Raw genomic sequence first — 19,171 nt, 5'->3', positions numbered from 1 at the left:
AAAGGAACCGCAAGGTTCCTTTTTTTTATAACCACGCCATCAACCTATTTTAAGTACAAATTTCATACAAGGAACCTTGTTTCAAAGCACCAGTAATTTATATTTTATAAAGAAAACTTTATATAAACATTATTGCAGCGTTCATCAAAATAGGGCTCTATGAGAGATAAAATTTTCATTCTACTAACAGCATTTTTGTTAGCCATGACATCCTGCGGAGATGACAAGTCATCCGTTTCCGCACCTGATGATGAAACATCTCAAGAAGAGGATTCTAGTTCATCTAACAAAAAAAGTTCCAGTTCGAGCAAGAAGGGCTCCAGTTCCAGTACTAGTTCCAGCTCTTCCCATAGGGCTCCGCTTTCGTCAAGTTCCCTTTTCGATGTCTCTAAAATCGAGACGGGCTCGTTTACCGACAAGCGCGACGGTCACAAGTATAAAACCGTTACCATTGATGGGCAAACATGGATGGCACAGAACCTGAACTACGCGAAAGCATCTAGCATCGGTTGCCATAAAGGAGACAACAAGGACTGCACCAAATATGGAAGAATCTACACTTGGGGTGATATTCTCGATTCCACTAAATCGCATTGTGGACTCCATGATAAGTGTAGTCCGCCTCTACAGGGAATTTGCCCGGATGGATGGAGAATTCCGGCTGCATGGGAATGGATTGAGTTGCTAAACAAACTGTATGGGTCGTCGCCCGATTTCCACAAATGGTCTGGTCTCTCTCCGTATCTATTTTCCAAGGATAATGATTATTACGAGGGAATTGATGCGTATGGTTTATCAATCGCCGTCCCGGGAAAAGATGATCAAGCAGCCCTTGATTTCTTTACAATTACGCAATGGTCGTCCGGTTCACCAGACTTCATTAGATTTTCCTATTCGGGAGCCGGAGTCCATGGTCCCGCAAATGTTACGGACTCAGCCTCGTTGCGGTGCATTAAAGGAGATTTGATTCCCGATGTAACTAGGCCGACGACTACATTGGGTGTGCGTGGCGATGACCGCAAGGTGTGTAACGGAGTTGAACCAGAATCTTTTATTAGCACAAAGGCTTGCAATAAAAACGGAGAAAACAAGTGTAGAAAAGAAGCAGACGGCAGCACCTATATTTCAAAATGGATACGCAGTTCTAGCGATTACTATTTTGAATATGGCCCATTTAATCTATTCATTGAAGAAAAAGGCAAAAAGACGTGCCCCTTTGAATGGCATATTCCTAGCAGAAGCGAATGGGAAGATCTTTTATATACTGCCGGTGGCTCCTGCTATGCAGGGTACACACTCAAGGCGCAAGATGGATGGGGCGATGATTACGCCCTTGATGCACTTGGTGTCGGTATTAAGCCCATGGACAGTGATGGGGTCACGTTTCCTATAGGAGGGAGCAAGAAGGGCGAAATAACGGGAACCGTAATATTTAAGAAAGGCTCGAATATCGCGACTTTAAGTGACGATACCGCGAACGTGTCCGGGGTGCTTTGCATGAAGGGTCGCCTTATTGATGATACATTGAGTTTAATGAACCCCAATCTTGAATATGGGGAATTTACCGATAAACGCGATAACAGGACTTACAAGACCATAGACATCGGGCACACCAAATGGATGGCGGAAAACCTGAAATTTGAGACTGACAGCAGCGTCTGTAATGGAGGAACCCGCGATATTAATTCGTTCTCATGTAACCGATACGGAAGGTATTATCTGTACGAAGATGCGTTGACGGCCTGCCCTGCAGGGTGGCGCCTGCCCACAAAGGAAGAATTCGACACATTGGTGTATATAGCCCCTAGTAAAAAAGCCCGTTATTTGGTATCCGAGGAGAATGATACCTACAAGGGGTACAACACTTTGGGATTCTCGCTTATAATGAAAGGGTATATATGGAATGGCAGGGATGATTTTAGAGATACGGCTACCTATCTGTGGTCAAGTACAGTGTACAAAGATTCTGCGGTATACACCTTGGTCGCCTATAGAGTTGCCTATACAGATTCTGCGTACGTTTCTAAAGCATACGCCAAGGAAAACTCTAAGTTTAACGTCCGCTGCGTGAGCGAAGAGAAGGTGGCGTACGGGTATAAGGGGACATACGGCACGCTTGTCGATAAACGCGACGGCCATGAATACAGGACTGTAGAAATCAACGGCACGACATGGATGGCCGAAAACCTCAAATACGAATCAAAAAACAGCACCTGCAATAAAGATTCCTGCGACATCTACGGATTACACTACACTTACCCGTTTGATTCAACAGGTTCGAACCCCCTCTGCCCCGATGGCTGGCATGTTTCGACGACCGCAGATTGGGATAGCCTGCTCGCCTTTGCCCAAGCAAACGATTCAGCAACATATGCCTACGATTTGAGATACACATTCAGATGGCCTTCATACAGCCAGGGTGGTGATACGTATGGCATGGGCATTATCCCGAATACCTGCTACCGGTATAATGACGGCTACGACTTGGCCAATGTCAGTGACGAGGCCGTGGCGTGCATTGGTGCGGAAGACGTTGTAAACGAGAGGGGCTACTATTACATCATGTCGTCTACCCAAACCAATCGCGTGAACAAGAGAGTTATTAAAAGATCGATCAACATGAGTAACAACCTCTACCGCTTCGGAATCCGCTGTGTCAAGGACAAATAGCAGCAAAAGTTTCTATCTTTACGCCGTTCAAATTTAAACAAGGATTAACAATGAGCAAGAATTACAAGATTGCAGTGCTCCCGGGCGATGGTATCGGTCCGGAAGTGATGAAAGAAGCTGTCCGCGTGTTGGACGTTGTTTCCAAGAAGTTCGGTTTCGACGTGAACGCCGAATGGGCAAATGTCGGTGGTGCAGCATACGACGAAAGCGGTTCTCCGCTTCCGGAAAGCACCCTCAAGCTCGGTGAAGCTTCTGACTGTATTCTTTTCGGTTCTGTCGGTGGCCCGAAGTGGGAACACCTTCCGCCGAACCTCCAGCCGGAACGCGGCGCCCTCCTCCCGCTCCGCAAGCACTTCAAGCTTTTCTGCAACCTCCGCCCGGCCCGCGTTTACAAGGAACTCGCAGGCGCATGCCCGCTCCGTGCAGACATCGTTGGCGATGGTTTCAACATCCTCACCGTCCGCGAACTGACGGGTGACGTTTACTTTGGCCAGCCGAAGGGCCGCGAAGGCGTTCCGGGTTCCAAGGAAGAAATCGGCTTTGACACCATGAAGTACAGCCGCTACGAAGTCGAACGCATTGCCCGCTTCGCCTTTGACGCCGCCATGCTCCGCAACAAGAAGGTCGCTTCTATCGATAAGGCCAACGTGCTCACCACAAGCGTTCTCTGGCGCGAAGTCGTGAACGAAGTCATCAAGGACTATCCGGAACTCACACTCGAACACCTCTACGTGGACAACGCTGCCATGCAGCTCCTCAAGCGCCCGCGTGAATTCGACGTGCTCCTCTGCCCGAACCTCTTCGGCGACATCCTCACCGACGAATGCGCCATGCTCACCGGTTCCATGGGTCTCCTCCCGTCCGCTTCTATCGCCGAAGGAAGCTTCGGTCTCTACGAACCGGCCGGTGGTTCTGCTCCGGACATCGCAGGCAAGGGTATTGCTAACCCGCTCGCACAGATTCTCTCCGTGGCCCTCATGCTCCGCTACACTTTCAAGGAAGAAGAAGCTGCAAAGGCTATCGAAGCTGCTTGCGAAAAGGTCATCGCTCAGGGTTACCGCACTGGCGACATTTACCAGGAAGGCTGCACCAAGGTCGGCACGACTGGTATGGGCGACGCCATTATTAAGGCCCTCGCCTAATCGCATTGTCATTCCTGCGAAGGCTGTCATTCCCGGTTCCGACCGGGAATCTCCTTTTACAAAAAAAGCGACCGGATTTCTCCGGCCGCTTTTTTTGTAAGAAGGATAACTTAACCTTCGCGAATCAGACGGTTTTTATTACTTAGCACAACCCGTGCCGAGCGTACCTTCCAAAACGGATTCGCACTGAGTCTTCATCGCAATAGCTTCGTCGCTACCTGCCGGGAATTCAAGGCATTCGCCCAAGACACCCGGGATATCGCAAGAGACCATGTCGCCTGCCGGCGTTTCACCAGAGCCCTTGTTTTCAGGATCTTTGTTTTCAGGATCTTCTGTTGCGGTAGATTGAGCCGGCATGAATTCCTTGCAAGCCTTCTGTTCGATTTCAAAAAGCGTAGCCTTATCAAAGGATGTGCTAGAAGATGCAATGTTCAAGTATGCATCAGCAGTGCAATAGTGGATGCCGCTGAAATCGGCAAAGTTCTTGGAAACGCATTCAAGATGGGACATCGGGTAAATCGAGTAGTTCATATTGACATAACGTCCATCTTCCGGATCAAGGAACACAAGCTTCTTCTTGGGAACCGTATCGCCCTTCAAGTCTTCATCCTTATAAAAGTAGCTCCATTCAGCATCATCCATGGTAAAGTCACACTTGGTCACAGGTTCAAACGTAATCTTGTCAAACTCACCACCTTCAATACCGGCCCTGCACGCATTCTGCACGTTGTGAAAGACATTTTCGCGAGTTCTATTTGCAAAGTAACCTTTTTCCGTCGTGCTAGAAACATAGATAACAGTGTTGCCATCTTCGTCACAAGAACGTTCACCCACAAAAATGCCGTCAGAAGACTTATTGGAAGATGTCGGATCAATGCGGCACATCATGCTCGTCATGCTGCCCGTATAGCGGATGGAATCGCGAATGACAAGGTCTTCGCCCTTGATTTCATACGTTGTTGTAATTTTTGCACTGTTCTTTCCATCACTCCCCTTGTACGAAATTGTCCAGACATCGTCCGTTGCAGCAAAGCCACAGGGGTCTGCTTCTTTTACGGAAGAGCTAGACGGTTCTTCTGCAGCGCTCGAAGAACTTGCAACCACAGAACTAGAACTCGGAGAAGACTCAACAGAACTAGAAGACACCTTCGTATCAGGCGTATCAGAAGCTGACACTGGAGATGAGGAATCATCACCGCAAGCCATAAAATTCATAGCCATAGAAAGAGAAAGGCCAAGGCCTATCTTTTTGTAATTCATATATAACACTCCTTTTTTATTTTAATCGTAAGGCCTAATATACAAAGTTTATACATAAAAAACAAACTTTTTCTAATAAAAAAAGCAATCAGATTACTCTGGTCGCTTTTTACATTTTCACACAATCGCAAATGAATTACTTAAAAACAAACAACAACTTAATCACTTAAAGACATGCAATGATCGAAAAGGGAATCAACAGCAACTTCCATTTTTTCTGCAAGAGGTTTTACAATCTTATCCTTATATTCCCCATATTTTTCATAAAACTCAATTGTAGTACTATGTGACCCATCGGCGCATGCAAACTGTAGAGGTCGAGGATTGTCACAAGGAGCAGAACCAAATGCCTTACTCCGTCTTATCTCATGTAAATTATCCAAGCTATCAAGGGCATTTTTTAAACATACTTTCGTTAAATCAGAAAGGGGGACTGTATCATTTTCAGCCTTATTCTTCTTTCTATCGAGATAGAGCCTTGCGTCAACCGAAGCCATATCAATAGCACTTTCTTCCGAGAACTCGCATTCACAGTAAGATGCTTCCACGTAAATCGGTTCACATGTTCCATCGTAAGGATGAGAATCCGTCATTGGAACATTAGCCAAATTATACCAGTCAATACTTATAATATTAAAGTCTGTATTTTCTGCATTATAGTTGAATATAAATCGAACGCCCTTTAAATGTGCGAGGACATCTTCCATTGGCACAAGTCCAATTTCAGACCAATTTTGATTATCAGTGTAAAATCCAAATCCACCCCACATATTGCACAATTTTTTACTTTTAGACAGAGAATTTTCAGAATCCCACGAATATGTACGGAACCCATAAGTAGATATTTTATTTAAACTAGCAATAGAATCACTAGGTATAAATTCTACCGTAATATCCCCCGAATATTCCATACAAATTCCTTGCAAAGCGCTAGCATCGACTTCTTTAATGTTTCCCAAAGAATCCTTCCCCGCAAAATAGAATTCCACAGAAGCGCGCCTGTCAAATACATTTTCGGCATCGGAATCAGCTTTATTTTCATTCAATTCATATACAACCTTACCACACAAGCTACCACCGCACTTGTCAATCACATCGGCAAGCGCCATGGAATCATATTCGGCCGTAGCCACACCAGGCCATTCAAATCGTACATCGCCACCATCGCCCTGTTCTACATGCCAAGTCCAAATACCCGAAGTATTCGTCCCATTATCGAAACCTGTGTGCACGCGGTATCCCGATGTACGGTTCCACATTTCAGGTGACCATATACACCCTTTTTCCACGGCTTCCAAGGAATCCTTCACGCCAGCCACACTGCACAGCACAGGCGATCGCAGGTTATTCAGATTATTTCCCATATTCGGAACACTCGTCGATCCCGAAACTGGAGATGAATTGTCGGAGCAAGCCACAAAAAGAAGCGCACCCAAAGCTATCAAGCTGTAAATTCTCTTGTTCATATTATTTGTCCTCATCTTTATTCAATTTCCAGGTTAGCGGGAATAGTTGCATATTCAAATGATAAATTTGATCAGCCTTTTCTATTTCCGAAGGCATTGCGGCAATTTTTCTTCGAAACGAATCGATTTCTTGCACAATGCGTTCATAGCATTCGCGATTGACCGTAAAAGTCACACTAGACACGCTGCGTTCTTGCGGTTCAAATCGTTCAATTGATTCATCGGCAAGCTGCAACATTTTGTGCTGCATAGCGTGCACGGCATAGGCCATACCTTCCTTTGACGCGGCTACATTCTTTTCGGTCTGGCGATACGAACCATCCGCACCTTTCTTCAGAAATCCCGCCTTCGTCAAGAATTCGAGCGATTTGCTGACTTCTGCGGCTGTGATTTCGTTGCAGCAAGTTTTAGCAATCTGCCCTGGAGTGGCGCCAGGCATCATCGGAGCAAGTTCGCGAACAACCTGATTTTTCCAACCATCGAAATACTCGACAGCTTCTTTATCGACGACGCGTACTTTGTACTCAAGCGCAATCTGACGCATTTCTTTCCAATACGGCTTTTTGGCTTCATCATTCTTAGCGTTGCAAAAATTGACAAGCGCTATGAAGTAGTTCGCTTCGAAACCAGCAAGCCCCATTGCCGAAATCATGCGGTTCATCGACACTCGACTCAACTTGCTCTTGCCTTCGCTCACAAGTCGCAAATAAGTCGGAGAAGAAAAACCCGCAAGTTTTGCAAATTCCCGCCAAGAGAAATACGAAGTTCTTTTTTGATCTTCGTAGAAATCCTTGATCAAGGAATAATAATCTTTGTATTCTGTTATCGGTTTCATGTAACCAAATATACCCTATTCAACGCTTTCAATGATACAAAACACGTATTTTTCGTTAAAATTCAATACTAAAAATAAAGATTTTTCGTATATGACACAGCATAGTGTTTTGCGATACAAGAAGGCGATTCCCGATCAAGTCGGGAATGACAAGTGACGGGCATAACAGCACAAAAAAAACACCCTGCCGCGGGGCAAGGTGCATTCTGAATAAGTTTCAGCGAACGAATTAAGCGTTCTTCGTAAAGTCCACGTATGCTTTGAGCACATCGAGGAAGACTTCGTCCGGAGTGTTGTCGCCAACGATGTGGCTAATGATCTTCGGATCGTACTTTTCGAGAACCTTAGCAGTGGATTCCTTATAAACGTTGAGGCGGTTCTTGATGACGTTCACGTCAGCGTCGTCCTTACGGCCTTCGATCTTAGCACGGTTGAGGAGGCGAGCAACGATGGTTTCTTCGTCCTTGATGTCGAGAACGAAGATGTGCTTCACGTCAACGATCGGCTTGATGAGATCGACCTGAGCAACCGTGCGAGGAATACCGTCGAGGAGGAGGGTGTCCTTTTCCGGGTTGAGCTTGTTCGTGTTCACGAGGCCTTCGACAAAGCGACCGAAGATTTCAACGGTTGCTTCATCCGGAACGAGGAGACCCTTGCTGGAGTAAGAAGCAAGGAGCTTGCCGGATTCGCTAGACGGAGCGATGCCACGGAAGATGTCGCCCGTGGAGAGGTGCTTGAGAGCGGTCGTAGCGGCGAGCTTTGCGCCCACAGTGCCCTTGCCAGAACCCGGTGCACCGAAGATAAGAACTGCAGAAATCTGAGACATTTATAACCTCATAGGTTGATTGTTAATTTTCGCGACAAATATAGAAAAAAAGATGACCCCGACACCCTGGAACTCGTCCGGGGCAGGCTCAGCCGAGGTAACAAAGCACTACGACTTGATCTTTTCGCACTTGAACGAGAGCTTGCCATTTTCAACGCCCACGTAAATCGTGGAGAAGTCCGTCATCGTCCCGAGCAAAAGCCCTTCGGCGATTTCGTCTTCCACCAGATTCTGAATGGAGCGGCGGATCGGGCGTGCACCCAGCGAAGCATCGTAATTGTGGTTTACGACAAATTCCTTTGCTTCCTGGCTCATTTCCAAGAGGATACCGCGATCGGAAAGATTCTTCTGCAAGAATCCCATCTGGATATCCACGACAGAAACGAGGTCCTTCTTCGAGAGAGCTCGGAACACAATCTGTTCGTCCACACGGTTCAGGAATTCCGGAGAGAACACGCGCTTGACTTCTTCACGAATAGCGGTTTCCATGCGTTCGTAATCGTCGGTCTCGCCCATCTTGGTAAAGCCCATGCCACTGCTATGGCGAACTTCACGGGCACCAGCGTTACTCGTCATGATGATAATCGTATTCTTGAAGTTGATCTTGCGGCCATAGCTATCCGTCAAAATGCCATCGTCCAAAATCTGGAGGAGCAAGTTGTAAATGTCCGGATGCGCCTTTTCAATTTCATCGAGCAACACCACAGAATACGGATGCTTGCGAACCTTTTCGCTCAGCTGACCACCGCCATCTTCAAAGCCCACATATCCCGGAGGAGCGCCAATCAAGCGGCTCACGCTATGCTTTTCCATGTATTCGCTCATGTCGATACGCACAAGCGAATCTTCGCTACCGAAAAGTTCCTTGCAAAGCACCTTCGCGAGTTCCGTCTTACCCACACCCGTCGGGCCCAAGAAGAGGAAGCTGCCCATCGGGCGCTTGTTGTTGCGGATGCCTGCACGGCTACGGCGAATGGATTTCACAATTGCATCCACAGCCTGGTCCTGCCCAATCACGCGCTGCTTGATTTCATCGCCAAGGTGGATGAGCTTTTGAGCTTCTTCGCCACCGAGCCTGCGAACCGGAATTCCCGTCATCTTGCTGATGACGTCACGGATAACGTTGTCATCGACAATCGGCGTTTCGGATTCTTCGCTCTGCAACTGCTTTTTGCGTTCGGCAATGCTGTTCTGCAATTCTTCTTCGCGAGCGCGAAGCTGGGCTGCCGAAGTGTAATCCTGGTTGGCGACAGCCTCTTCCTTTTTCTGGAGGCATTCGCCAAGTTCGTCTTCCATGTTCTGCAAATCCTGCGGAATCTTGATGGAATTCAAGCGCACGCGTGCGCCCGCTTCATCGAGCACGTCAATGGCCTTGTCCGGCAAGAAGCGTTCGCTGATGTAGCGTTCACCAAGTTCAACGGCAGCACGCACAGCATCCGGCGTATAACGCACATTGTGATGTTGTTCATACTTCGGGCGGAGGCCATCGAGAATTTGGATAGAATCTTCGACCGTAGGCGGATTCACGACAATCGTCTGGAAGCGGCGTTCAAGAGCCGGATCCTTCTCGATGTACTTGCGGTATTCGTCAAAAGTCGTTGCGCCAATGCACTGGAGTTCACCACGTGCAAGAGCGGGCTTAAAGATGTTCGAAGCATCGAGGCTGCCTTCAGAGCCGCCTGCCCCCACAATCGTGTGGAGTTCATCGATAAAGAGAATCACGGAATTGCCAACGCGCTGGAGTTCCATGATGAGGCCCTTCACGCGTTCTTCAAACTGGCCACGATACTTTGTACCTGCCACCATGGCGGCAACGTCAAGCGTCACAACGCGCTTGTTCGCAAGCAAATCCGGAATCTTGCGCTGCACAATCTTGAGAGCAAGGCCTTCAATAATCGCAGTCTTGCCCACGCCCGGTTCACCAATGAGCGCCGGGTTGTTCTTTTTGCGACGGCAAAGGATCTGGATCAAACGTTCAATTTCTGCTTCACGACCGATAATCGGGTCAAGCTTGCCTGCGCGAGCCATCGCCGTGAGGTCACGACCGAAATGTTCAAGAATCGGCGTCTTGGAACGGGACTGCGGATTCGCCTGACGAGTTTGCGTATAACGTTCACGCGGTTCATCTTCGGGCTGACCATCATCCATCGGCTGTCCGTCAGCCTGGCGCTTGATTTGCATCAGCATTTCCTGATAGTTTTCAAACGTCACGTTGTACGTCGAGAGCGTTGCTGCCGCCGGAGAATCGGTCTGCTGCAAAATGGCAAGCATCAAGTGTTCGGGGCCAATGAACTGGACGCCCTCTTCCTTGGCAATCTTTGCTGCATTGTAAAGCACAGCCTTGCACTGCGCCGTAAAAGTCAAAAGGCCGCCGTGGGCATCGCCACCGACCGTCATGAGGCCACCGTTCGTACTCAGCGCACGCTGGATGGTTTCACTGAGTTCTGTCAGGTTGACCTTCAAAGCCTTGAGCGTTTCCGAGGCAACACCAGAATCCTCGCGAACAAGACCAAACAAAAGGTGTTCTACCGTTACGCAGTCGCTCCCTAAATTGCGGGCCGCAATACGTGCCGCCTGCAGCGCTGCTTTTGCCTTAGCTGAAAAAATACCGTTAATATCTGCCATAAATTTCCTTCCACCTACTCCGCATTCTGAATAACACCATTATGCATAATCACACGGCGTTTTGCAAACTGAGCCAGTTTTTCATCGTGCGTCACTATCAAGAACGCCTGATGGAATTTTTCATTAAGTTCGCCAAAGAGTTCGTTCAATTTCGCCGAATTCGCTTCGTCCAGGTTACCGCTCGGTTCATCTGCAAAAACGAGAGATGGGCTATTCATGAGCGCACGCGCAATTGCAATTCGCTGGCGTTCGCCGCCCGAAAGTTCTCGCGGCAAATGCTTGAGGCGTTCCTTGAGTCCAACCGTTTCCAAAAGCATTTCAGCACGTTCACGGCATTCCTTTTCGGGAGTCCCGAGAATGCGGCCCGGCACACAGACGTTTTCGAGTGCCGTAAATTCCGTCAACAAATGATGGAACTGGAAAACGAACCCAACATGCTTCCGATGGTACATATCGCGTTCTTCGCTACTGAATTTACTGAGCGGCTTGCCCTTGAACAAAATCTCACCCGAAGTCGGCGTATCAAGCATTCCGACCAAATTCAAGAACGTCGATTTGCCGGAGCCCGACGAACCCGTGAGCGCCACAAGTTCGCCCGCATCCATCGAAAAATTCACGCCCTTGAGGATTTCAAGTTTTTCACCCGTCTCGGAGAAAACTCTGCGAAGGTCGACTGTTTGCAATAAACTACTCATGTCTAATCGCCCCCACAGGATCCAAACGGCTTGCTTTCCATGCCGGCAAAAGCGTTGCAGACACGCAAAGCACAATACCAATCAAAAAAATCAAAATGACGTCAATCGCATGCACCGAAATTGGGAAATACGGAATCACGTACACATCGCCCGGCAACTTAATGAAGTGGTAAGCCTCTTGCAGTTTGCACAAGATAAGCCCAATCGAGCCACCCACAACGGTACCGCCCACGCCAATGAAACTACCCATCAGCATGAACACGCGCATCACGCCCGCCTTGCTAAAGCCCATGCTACGCAAGATGCCGATTTCCTTTGTCTTATCAATCACCACCATGATAAGCGAGCTAATGATGTTGAATGCAGCGACCAAGATAATCAAACAAATCACCGCCGCCACAATGAACTTTTCGTAGTTCATCCACTTGAGGAGCGTGATATTTTTGGACTTCCAATCCATCCCGTAGTACGGATAAGAGAGCCAAGTCGCCATGCTATCGACCGCCTCGCCCGCTTTCCAATGATCCTTGATGCGGAACTGGATGCCGGTCACGGTGTTCCCCATGCCGAGCAACTTCTGCAAATCCGAAATGCCGACATACGCAAGGTTTCCATCGTATTCGTAAGTACCCGTCTCAAAGATGCCGCTCACCACGCACATCATCATCTTCGGGCCACCAGCACTCATCGCCTCGTCTGGACTCTGGAATGTCTGCAACACGAGTTTGTCACCAACGACAACGCGCAAGCGCGCCGCAAGCCCAGTCCCGAGAATAATTCCCGGACGGAGTTTGCCACCCATGTCCTGCAAACTATCGACAGAGTATTCTCCCCACTTGATGTACTTGTGGATATCCGTCACGCCCTTAGCAGTCGCCGGGTCAATGCCGTAAATGACAATGCCATCGTTCACCTTCTTGGAGCTGATGCCCACCTTGTAAACGATAAACGGCGACGAAGCGACTACGTCAGGCACACGCTTTTGCACTTCCTGCGTGAGGCTATCGTACGGACCAATCGGATTGCCATTATACGCCATCAGTTCAAAGTGAGCGTCCTTCCCAATCATCTGGGCTGTGACCTCTTCTTCGAAACCGTTGACCGCCGCAAGCGCCACCACCAGCGCAAACACGCCAATGGAAACGCCGAGCATACTGAAAATACCAATAAGCGAAACAAAGAGGCTCTTGCGTTGAGCCCCCAAGTAACGCCAAGCAATGAGGAGTTCGAGTTTGTTCATCTTAGGCGAGAAATAAACGAGATGCTACACTTCCGGCTTCATGAGCGGGAAGAGCTGCACGTCGCGGATGGTCTGCTGGTTCGTGAGGAGCATGACCATACGGTCGATGCCAAAGCCCACGCCGCCCGTCGGCGGAAGACCGCTTTCCACAGCGTGCATGAAGTTTTCGTCCATCGGGTGGGTTTCACCTTCACCACCGCGTCCACGACGCACCTGGTCTTCCAAGAGTTCGCGCTGGCGGATCGGGTCGTTAAGTTCGGTATAAGCGTTACCGAGTTCCCAGCCGTTGGCATACGGTTCGAACTGTTCAATGAGGCCTGCAGTCGTGCGGTGCTTCTTGCAAAGCGGAGTGCTTTCGGTAGGCATGTCCTTGATGATCGTCGGCTGGATGAGCTTGCCTTCCACCGTGAGGTCGAAGAGTTCCAAGATGCCACGGCCACGAGTAAATTCACCATCGAGGTGACCACCGAGTTCTTCCATCTTGGCCTTGATTTCGTCGTCGCTCATGTCGTTGACCTTGATACCACCGAACTTTTCAATGGCTTCGATCATGCTGTAGCGCGGCCACGGAGCCTTGAAGTCGATTTCCTTGCCCTGGTAGTTGATCTTGGTCGTACCGTTAGCGGCAATGCAAGCGCGTTCGTAAATGTTTTCGAAGTGCACCATCATGTCGTTGTAGTCGGCGTAGGCTTCGTAGAATTCGAGGCCAGTGAATTCCGGGCTATGCGTACGGTCCATACCTTCGTTGCGGAAGTTCTTGCAGAACTCGAAAACCTTTTCCATACCGCCGATGATGCAGCGCTTGAGGTAAAGTTCCGGAGCTACGCGCAAGTAAAGCGTCATGTCGCAAGCATTGTGGTGCGTCGTAAACGGACGGGCGTTTGCACCACCATAAATCGGCTGCAAGGTCGGGGTTTCGACTTCGATGAATCCCTTTTCAATGAGGTATTCGCGGATTGCCTGCATAATCTTGGAACGCTTGATGAAGACTTCCTTCACATCGTCGTTCAAAGCCATGTCGATATAGCGCTGGCGGTAGCGGGTGTCCACGTCGGCAAATTCGTTGAACACAACCTTATTGCCATTTTCGTCAATCTTTTCCTTGGCGACCGGGAGCGGGCGCACAGCCTTCGAAAGCATCGTCACCTTTTCGGCACGCACAGAGTATTCACCGCTCTGCGTTTCGAACATCGTACCGTTCACACCGATGAAGTCACCGAGGTCAGTCATCTTCACGATTTCGTAGTTTTCTTCGCCCACTTCGTCACGGGCAACCACAACCTGCAAGCGGCCATAGCGGTCCTTGAGGTGCATAAAGCACATCTTGCCCTTGCGATTGAAACGCACAACGCGGCCGGCAAATGCAACCGGTTCCTTGGTCACCATCAAGGCATCCTTGTTTTCCTTCAAAACCTTGGAATCATGGGTCCTGTTAAACTTGTGCGGATAAGCATCCACACCCATTTCCTTGAACTTGTCGAGCTTAGCCAAGCGAGCCATCACCTGGTCATTCATGTCTTGCATTGCCATATTATTTACCTCGTGAATAAATCACGTCTTAAATTTGAACGGGGTAAAGATAGCTTTTTAGTAGACAGTAGGAAGTAGTAAGTAGGAAGTTCGCGGCCTTAAACAGAACATACAGCCCCATTTTGCCAGTTTTATGCTATTAAAATAGTATTTTTGTGTTTTTAGTAGCACATTTTTTACTTTGTCTAACAAATTTCAGACCGAAAACTAAGCGTACATACTACAAAATCTGGCATTTTTCACTTTTAGTAGCATATTCAATGCGAAAAAACACCAGACACGGCACAAATCCGTATAGTTTGTATAAAATTCATGCTACCAAAGAAGAGATTCGTCCATTTTAGTAGCACATTTTTGGATTTTACGCCATTTTAGGGAACCGCAAACTGCACCCAAACGCGCCGAATTCTTCGTCATTTTAGATAAGCATTCCATTGACCCGCGGATAAAAGACTCACCCACGATTTCCGCATTTAAAGCGAGAGTCTATCCGCACGCAAAGCCCTGAATTTTATAAAAGCATCTGTTTTTTACTGAATGACGAAAGGCTCTTCAGTCAAAAAGATCTATATTAATTTAACAAAAAAATAAAGAAACGATATTTCTAAAATTGATTGTAGAACTAATTCAGAAAAAGTTAAAGGGTGATGAATAACAAGGCTTGAAGCAGAAAAGAGGAAAACATAATGATAGATGATTATATTTTACAGAAAGACCGGAACATAATAAATTCATATTTGAAAAAAAATGAATTTCCTCCCAAAGAGAAGTATATTGATTTCTCTTGGAATCCTACCTTATTCTTTGCAAAAATCATTCTAGCTTCGCAAAATCATACGGCGTTAACCGAAACGGCCATACATACAGAAATTGTTGAATATAACCAAGCAAAAGGAACGAATGTTTCGCTAGATTATTTGTTAAACCGATTCTGGTTAAGAAATGTTTTGGGGCAAATAAAAATCTCAGGAGCAGTATTACGATTGTTCTTGGATGATAAAATTGTAGAAATACCAAAAGAGATTAAAGACGATGAATTAGTAGAAAACTTCCTTTTTATGGAGTTCTTAGTAAAAAAATACAAATACGAAGATTCAAGAACCTGCGAGATTTCCTCGGAAGTATTTGACTCAATATACATAGGATTCAAGAATTTTTACCCCCAAATGTCCGAATTAGATACTCTTTTGCAGGAATATTCAATAACAAAAGAAGAGGATAAATATGTCTTTGTATTGTGGAGGCTAGAACTAAAAGTCGATAAAGGCTTTTTATCGTCGTACATTTTATACTCATTGTTCCAAATTAGAGATTCCTCACAGGATGCAAAATCACTAAAAGAATGGTTGATTGCCACAAAGTTTATTTTTTGTCCAGAAGCATTTGAATCCCTTTCTGAATGGCATAAAGAACGTTTTATAAAAACAGCCCTGGAATTGTTGAAAAATGAATATGATTTGGAAGATGGTCGTGAGAATGAAAAATTTTTATTGAACGAAGATTTGAGTTTTTGCTCTTTTTATTCAGCAAAAGACATTATATTGAGAAATGGATTGTCTGATTACACTATAGAATCTAAAGAACCTTTTGTTCAGTGGTTAAAATTCTTTTCAAATCGAGAGAGAGGGGTAGATCTCTTAGATTTTTCGATTCGTGAGGATTGTGTAAAGCTCCTGCAATCACTGCTGATTTACGCAATAAAGAATCCACGAGTCATTAATGTTTTAGACTTATTTGAAAATAAGTCATATTTACTATATCAAACAATCTTTTACCTAATTCGATTTAATCCTACTCATTTATTGGCATTTATTGATGATAAAAGATATGGATTATTTTTCTTTTGTTCATTTATCATATTATGTGAGGATTCGTTCAAAAAAAAGTTTGCTGATGAACATATTCCTTTTAAACTAGTTGATAAATACACGATTTTATTTTGTGAAAAGAATTTGATCTGCAAAGAGAATTATCATGATGCTTCTTTGCTTTTAGTGTTTTTGATTGAAGGAATGTACAACAGCAAATGGCCATTTTTATACAGAAATGTTTATGAAAAGGTTTGCTCATCACCCATATTTAAAAAACCAACAAAATCTTGTGTTGCGGCGGCTTTGGACTGCTTTGAAAAAAATGCCAAAGATATATGGACTCAGCGTATTTGGCAAATAAAAATAAGTGAATTTAAATATTTATTCTTTTTTTATATAAAGGCTGAATCGTTTGAGAAAAAACAATGTTTTGATTTGATAAAGACATTGTACGAAAATTCTGTTCTAAAAAACGAAAAGTTCAATTATTGGAGAGAATGGAATGAAATTGATTCGTTTGAATGGGGAGTTTTTTTTAATCAACTCTATGAACTAGATGAATTAAAAGTTTTTTGCTTAGATATTTTCAATTATCTCAATTTTGATGAGAGCGAAAGTGATTTTGATAAAAAGTATTCTGGTCCAAAAAAACTTCGTTTGCATCTAAAATTATTGTGCACGGTCTATTCTGAATGGCGTAAGTATGAAAGCAATGAGAAAGCGGAAAGGCTGGAAGAATGTATTGTTATAATTCTTCAAAATTGCTTTGTAAATAAAATTGAATCGAAAAAGATAGCCATTTTTGACCTACTATACGAATCAAACTTGGGTTTTGATTTTAGTACGGAACTGTTTCCGCAGGTGATTGACGTATTGAAGTCTTTTTCTGAGCCGAACAGAAAGAAGGTTCTGCTGGCAATGTCAAAAGGCGATGACTTAAGACTGATGACAAAGACGTATAATTTAATGGATGATGAAGAAGATCAACGCTTTTTAAAGGGGTTGATGGACTTTTCAACAGATGTCGAGAAATCAATCTCATTTTTTGACGATTACATTTCTTTTTTGCAAGATTTATATAATTCACATATTAACAATGAGTTCGCAGATAAGCTATTTGAAAAATTGGATAGTTCCATCAAAAATAGAGCAAAGGGACTGATAATCGCGCCCTTTGTATTGAATGCGCAAATTTTGAAATTATATAGTCTATTTTGGCATAACAATCAAATGGGTTTACTTGAATACAAGTGTCCTTATAAGGATCCAGATGGACGGTATAAAGATGGCTTGATTAGTTTGGAAAATGAGCGGTACTTTTTGCTGACTCGAATGTATATGAAAAATGGAAAGAATGAGGAAGCTCAGAAAAATGTAAAAAAGATTAGATGTCAAGATTCTGATTATTTTGCTTTGAAGTACAAGTCTTTTGCACTTTATATATCCGTTTTTTACTCGAAAAACAGCTGCAATTATGCAGAATTGTTAAAACAATGTGACTCGCTAATTAGAGTGACAAAAAATAAAATGGGAGAAAATAAAAAAATATCGTATGAAGGACTTCAATATTTGTACTACGCTAAAGCGAGTCTTTTAGAAAAGATTGGGGATTGTGATAAGCTCTATCAATTCTATAATTCTGTAGAAAATAATTATCATACCAAATTGGATTTCGCCAAACCGGTTGCGACTTGTCTGCTCAATAAAGGACGGAATATAGAAGCTTTTAAAGTTTGTAATGCTATTCGACCATCTGAAAAGGAAAAAACAGAATATGAAAAACTAAAGAAAAGCATTCCAGCAGAAGATGAAATTTCTCGCTTAGCTAGTTCTTATAGGGAAATCATATGTTTAAGCAAAGAAGATCGATTCAAAGTTTTGCCGGATGTTGTGTGTAAACATCGAGAAAACGTTGGCAGTTTTGTTATTCATTCAATATATTTTTGCTTGGAAAAAATTCTTCGGAAGATTAAAACACTAAAACTTTTGCCAGAAGATAATAAAACTGATTTAATTCAGATAACACTTGAAGCATATCTAAAGACTTTAAATTACGAAAACGATAAAGATCAACCGCATCGAGGTCTTTCGTCATCGAAGAAACAAGCCGGTGAGTTGGATTTTGTATTAGATTTTGATACATATTCCGTTGTTTTTGAAGCCGTAAGATGTGATTCGTTTAATCAAAATGTAAGAAAACATATTTTAAAAATATTCCATTATGATTCGTCAAAGAGAATTTTCGTTAACTTGTTGTATTATGAAGGAAACAATTCTGATTTCTTGAATCATTGGGAAATAATTACTCAAAAAACATCCAATAATTCAGATGTCGTGTATCCACACAATTTTAAATGTTTGTCTTGTAAAGATATCTCTAATGAATTTGGAAATGCTTCAATTAAAGTTTTGAAAAATACTCATGAAAACGAATTAGAATTTTATCATATATTTGTCAATTTAAGTTATGCGGATTAATTTTTTTAATGGGCATGAAATTAACCTTTTAAAAAGCCAATTTTCACAACAAATCGGAAGACTGAAGCGTAGAGTATAGAAGTCCGCCGGTATCCCGCAATCAGCCCTCTAAGCGTAAAAATCGTAGTTTCATGACGCATTCCCCCCCCCCACACACTCTCTCAGTATCAGGAGGGGCGCCCATGCGTAACAAGCTCATTTTGACACTTTGTGACAAAATGGGAATGTATATTTGGTGGCGTAGTAATCTTGCGTTTTTTTTGGCTTGTAACGCAAAGGAGTTGATGATGAAGGAAGTGAAAAGTGTCACATAAACTTGCTGATGGAACCTGGTCGCAAATTGCGACTGGTTCCTTTTTTAATACGGAGGTTGACGAGTAATAAAAAGTAATATATATTTATTATGTACAATATTTTAATGTCGAGAAGGGTCTCTCGGGCTGTTTCAGCAATGCCCCAAAAGCAACAAGAAAAACTTGCGTTGCTTGTTGATGACATACGAATGAATGGTCCCGTCAGAACAAATTGGCCAAATTACGGAATATTGGCAGGAACGTCTACTCATCATTGCCACCTTTCCCACAAATGGGTGG

At 44.7% G+C, this 19,171-nt stretch carries 11 protein-coding genes; 3 read left to right on the top strand and 8 right to left on the bottom strand.

Annotated features, from left to right (window positions below; genetic code table 11):
* The first annotated feature begins 159 nt into the window (after positions 1-159).
* Both B7991_RS03360 and leuB read left to right on the top strand, forming a co-directional pair.
* The gene (locus B7991_RS03360; protein WP_088629590.1) at positions 160-2,670 is read left to right on the top strand and encodes an FISUMP domain-containing protein; all 2,511 of its coding nucleotides are present in this window, start codon (positions 160-162) and stop codon (positions 2,668-2,670) included.
* Positions 2,671-2,720: 50 nt separating this feature from the next.
* Complete coding sequence (gene leuB, locus B7991_RS03355) at positions 2,721-3,812, top strand: 3-isopropylmalate dehydrogenase (RefSeq protein ID WP_014547244.1); 1,092 nt, start codon at positions 2,721-2,723, stop codon at positions 3,810-3,812.
* 138 nt (positions 3,813-3,950) lie between these two features.
* On the opposite strand, the gene B7991_RS03350 is transcribed toward leuB, so the two are convergent.
* The 8 genes from B7991_RS03350 to lysS all read right to left on the bottom strand — a co-directional run bounded on the left by B7991_RS03350 (position 3,951) and on the right by lysS (position 14,289).
* A complete protein-coding gene (locus B7991_RS03350) occupies positions 3,951-5,072 on the bottom strand; it encodes a hypothetical protein (RefSeq protein WP_088629589.1) in 1,122 nt (373 codons plus the stop codon).
* 158 nt (positions 5,073-5,230) lie between these two features.
* Positions 5,231-6,538 carry a hypothetical protein gene (locus B7991_RS03345; protein ID WP_088629588.1) on the bottom strand — a complete coding sequence of 436 codons (1,308 nt, stop codon included), beginning with the start codon at positions 6,536-6,538 and terminating at the stop codon, positions 5,231-5,233.
* Between the two features lies 1 nt (position 6,539).
* Positions 6,540-7,373, bottom strand: coding sequence for a TIGR02147 family protein (locus B7991_RS03340; protein ID WP_088629587.1), 834 nt, complete (start codon positions 7,371-7,373; stop codon positions 6,540-6,542).
* A gap of 229 nt (positions 7,374-7,602) precedes the next feature.
* Positions 7,603-8,199 carry a nucleoside monophosphate kinase gene (locus tag B7991_RS03335; RefSeq protein ID WP_073424361.1) on the bottom strand — a complete coding sequence of 199 codons (597 nt, stop codon included), beginning with the start codon at positions 8,197-8,199 and terminating at the stop codon, positions 7,603-7,605.
* Between the two features lie 108 nt (positions 8,200-8,307).
* Positions 8,308-10,824, bottom strand: coding sequence for an ATP-dependent Clp protease ATP-binding subunit (locus tag B7991_RS03330; RefSeq protein WP_088629586.1), 2,517 nt, complete (start codon positions 10,822-10,824; stop codon positions 8,308-8,310).
* 14 nt (positions 10,825-10,838) lie between these two features.
* Positions 10,839-11,519, bottom strand: a complete 681-nt coding sequence (locus B7991_RS03325; RefSeq protein WP_088629585.1) for an ABC transporter ATP-binding protein — start codon at positions 11,517-11,519, stop codon at positions 10,839-10,841.
* On the bottom strand, positions 11,512-12,759 hold the full coding sequence (locus B7991_RS03320) for an FtsX-like permease family protein (protein ID WP_088629584.1): 1,248 nt from the start codon (positions 12,757-12,759) through the stop codon (positions 11,512-11,514). The genes B7991_RS03325 and B7991_RS03320 overlap by 8 nt, the downstream gene beginning before the upstream one ends.
* 24 nt (positions 12,760-12,783) lie before the next feature.
* A complete protein-coding gene (lysS, locus tag B7991_RS03315; RefSeq protein WP_088629583.1) occupies positions 12,784-14,289 on the bottom strand; it encodes a lysine--tRNA ligase in 1,506 nt (501 codons plus the stop codon).
* 686 nt (positions 14,290-14,975) lie between these two features.
* Between lysS and B7991_RS03310 the strand changes: the two genes are divergently transcribed.
* Entirely contained in the window at positions 14,976-18,578 is a 3,603-nt protein-coding gene (locus B7991_RS03310) for a hypothetical protein (protein ID WP_088629582.1), read from the top strand.
* The last annotated feature ends 593 nt before the right edge of the window (positions 18,579-19,171 follow it).

Source organism: Fibrobacter sp. UWB3 (genome assembly GCF_002210405.1).
In the GTDB taxonomy this organism is placed as follows: Bacteria; Fibrobacterota; Fibrobacteria; order Fibrobacterales; family Fibrobacteraceae; genus Fibrobacter.
Note: the sequence above shows the minus strand (reverse complement) of the source record. Positions and strands in the feature narration are given on the sequence as shown.

Coding starts and splice junctions, on each gene's coding strand:
- B7991_RS03360 (WP_088629590.1), top strand. CDS start 160: ATGAGAGATAAAATTTTCATTCTACTAACAGCATTTTTGTTAGCCATG.
- leuB (WP_014547244.1), top strand. CDS start 2,721: ATGAGCAAGAATTACAAGATTGCAGTGCTCCCGGGCGATGGTATCGGT.
- B7991_RS03350 (WP_088629589.1), bottom strand. CDS start 5,072: ATGAATTACAAAAAGATAGGCCTTGGCCTTTCTCTTTCTATGGCTATG.
- B7991_RS03345 (WP_088629588.1), bottom strand. CDS start 6,538: ATGAACAAGAGAATTTACAGCTTGATAGCTTTGGGTGCGCTTCTTTTT.
- B7991_RS03340 (WP_088629587.1), bottom strand. CDS start 7,373: ATGAAACCGATAACAGAATACAAAGATTATTATTCCTTGATCAAGGAT.
- B7991_RS03335 (WP_073424361.1), bottom strand. CDS start 8,199: ATGTCTCAGATTTCTGCAGTTCTTATCTTCGGTGCACCGGGTTCTGGC.
- B7991_RS03330 (WP_088629586.1), bottom strand. CDS start 10,824: ATGGCAGATATTAACGGTATTTTTTCAGCTAAGGCAAAAGCAGCGCTG.
- B7991_RS03325 (WP_088629585.1), bottom strand. CDS start 11,519: ATGAGTAGTTTATTGCAAACAGTCGACCTTCGCAGAGTTTTCTCCGAG.
- B7991_RS03320 (WP_088629584.1), bottom strand. CDS start 12,759: ATGAACAAACTCGAACTCCTCATTGCTTGGCGTTACTTGGGGGCTCAA.
- lysS (WP_088629583.1), bottom strand. CDS start 14,289: ATGGCAATGCAAGACATGAATGACCAGGTGATGGCTCGCTTGGCTAAG.
- B7991_RS03310 (WP_088629582.1), top strand. CDS start 14,976: ATGATAGATGATTATATTTTACAGAAAGACCGGAACATAATAAATTCA.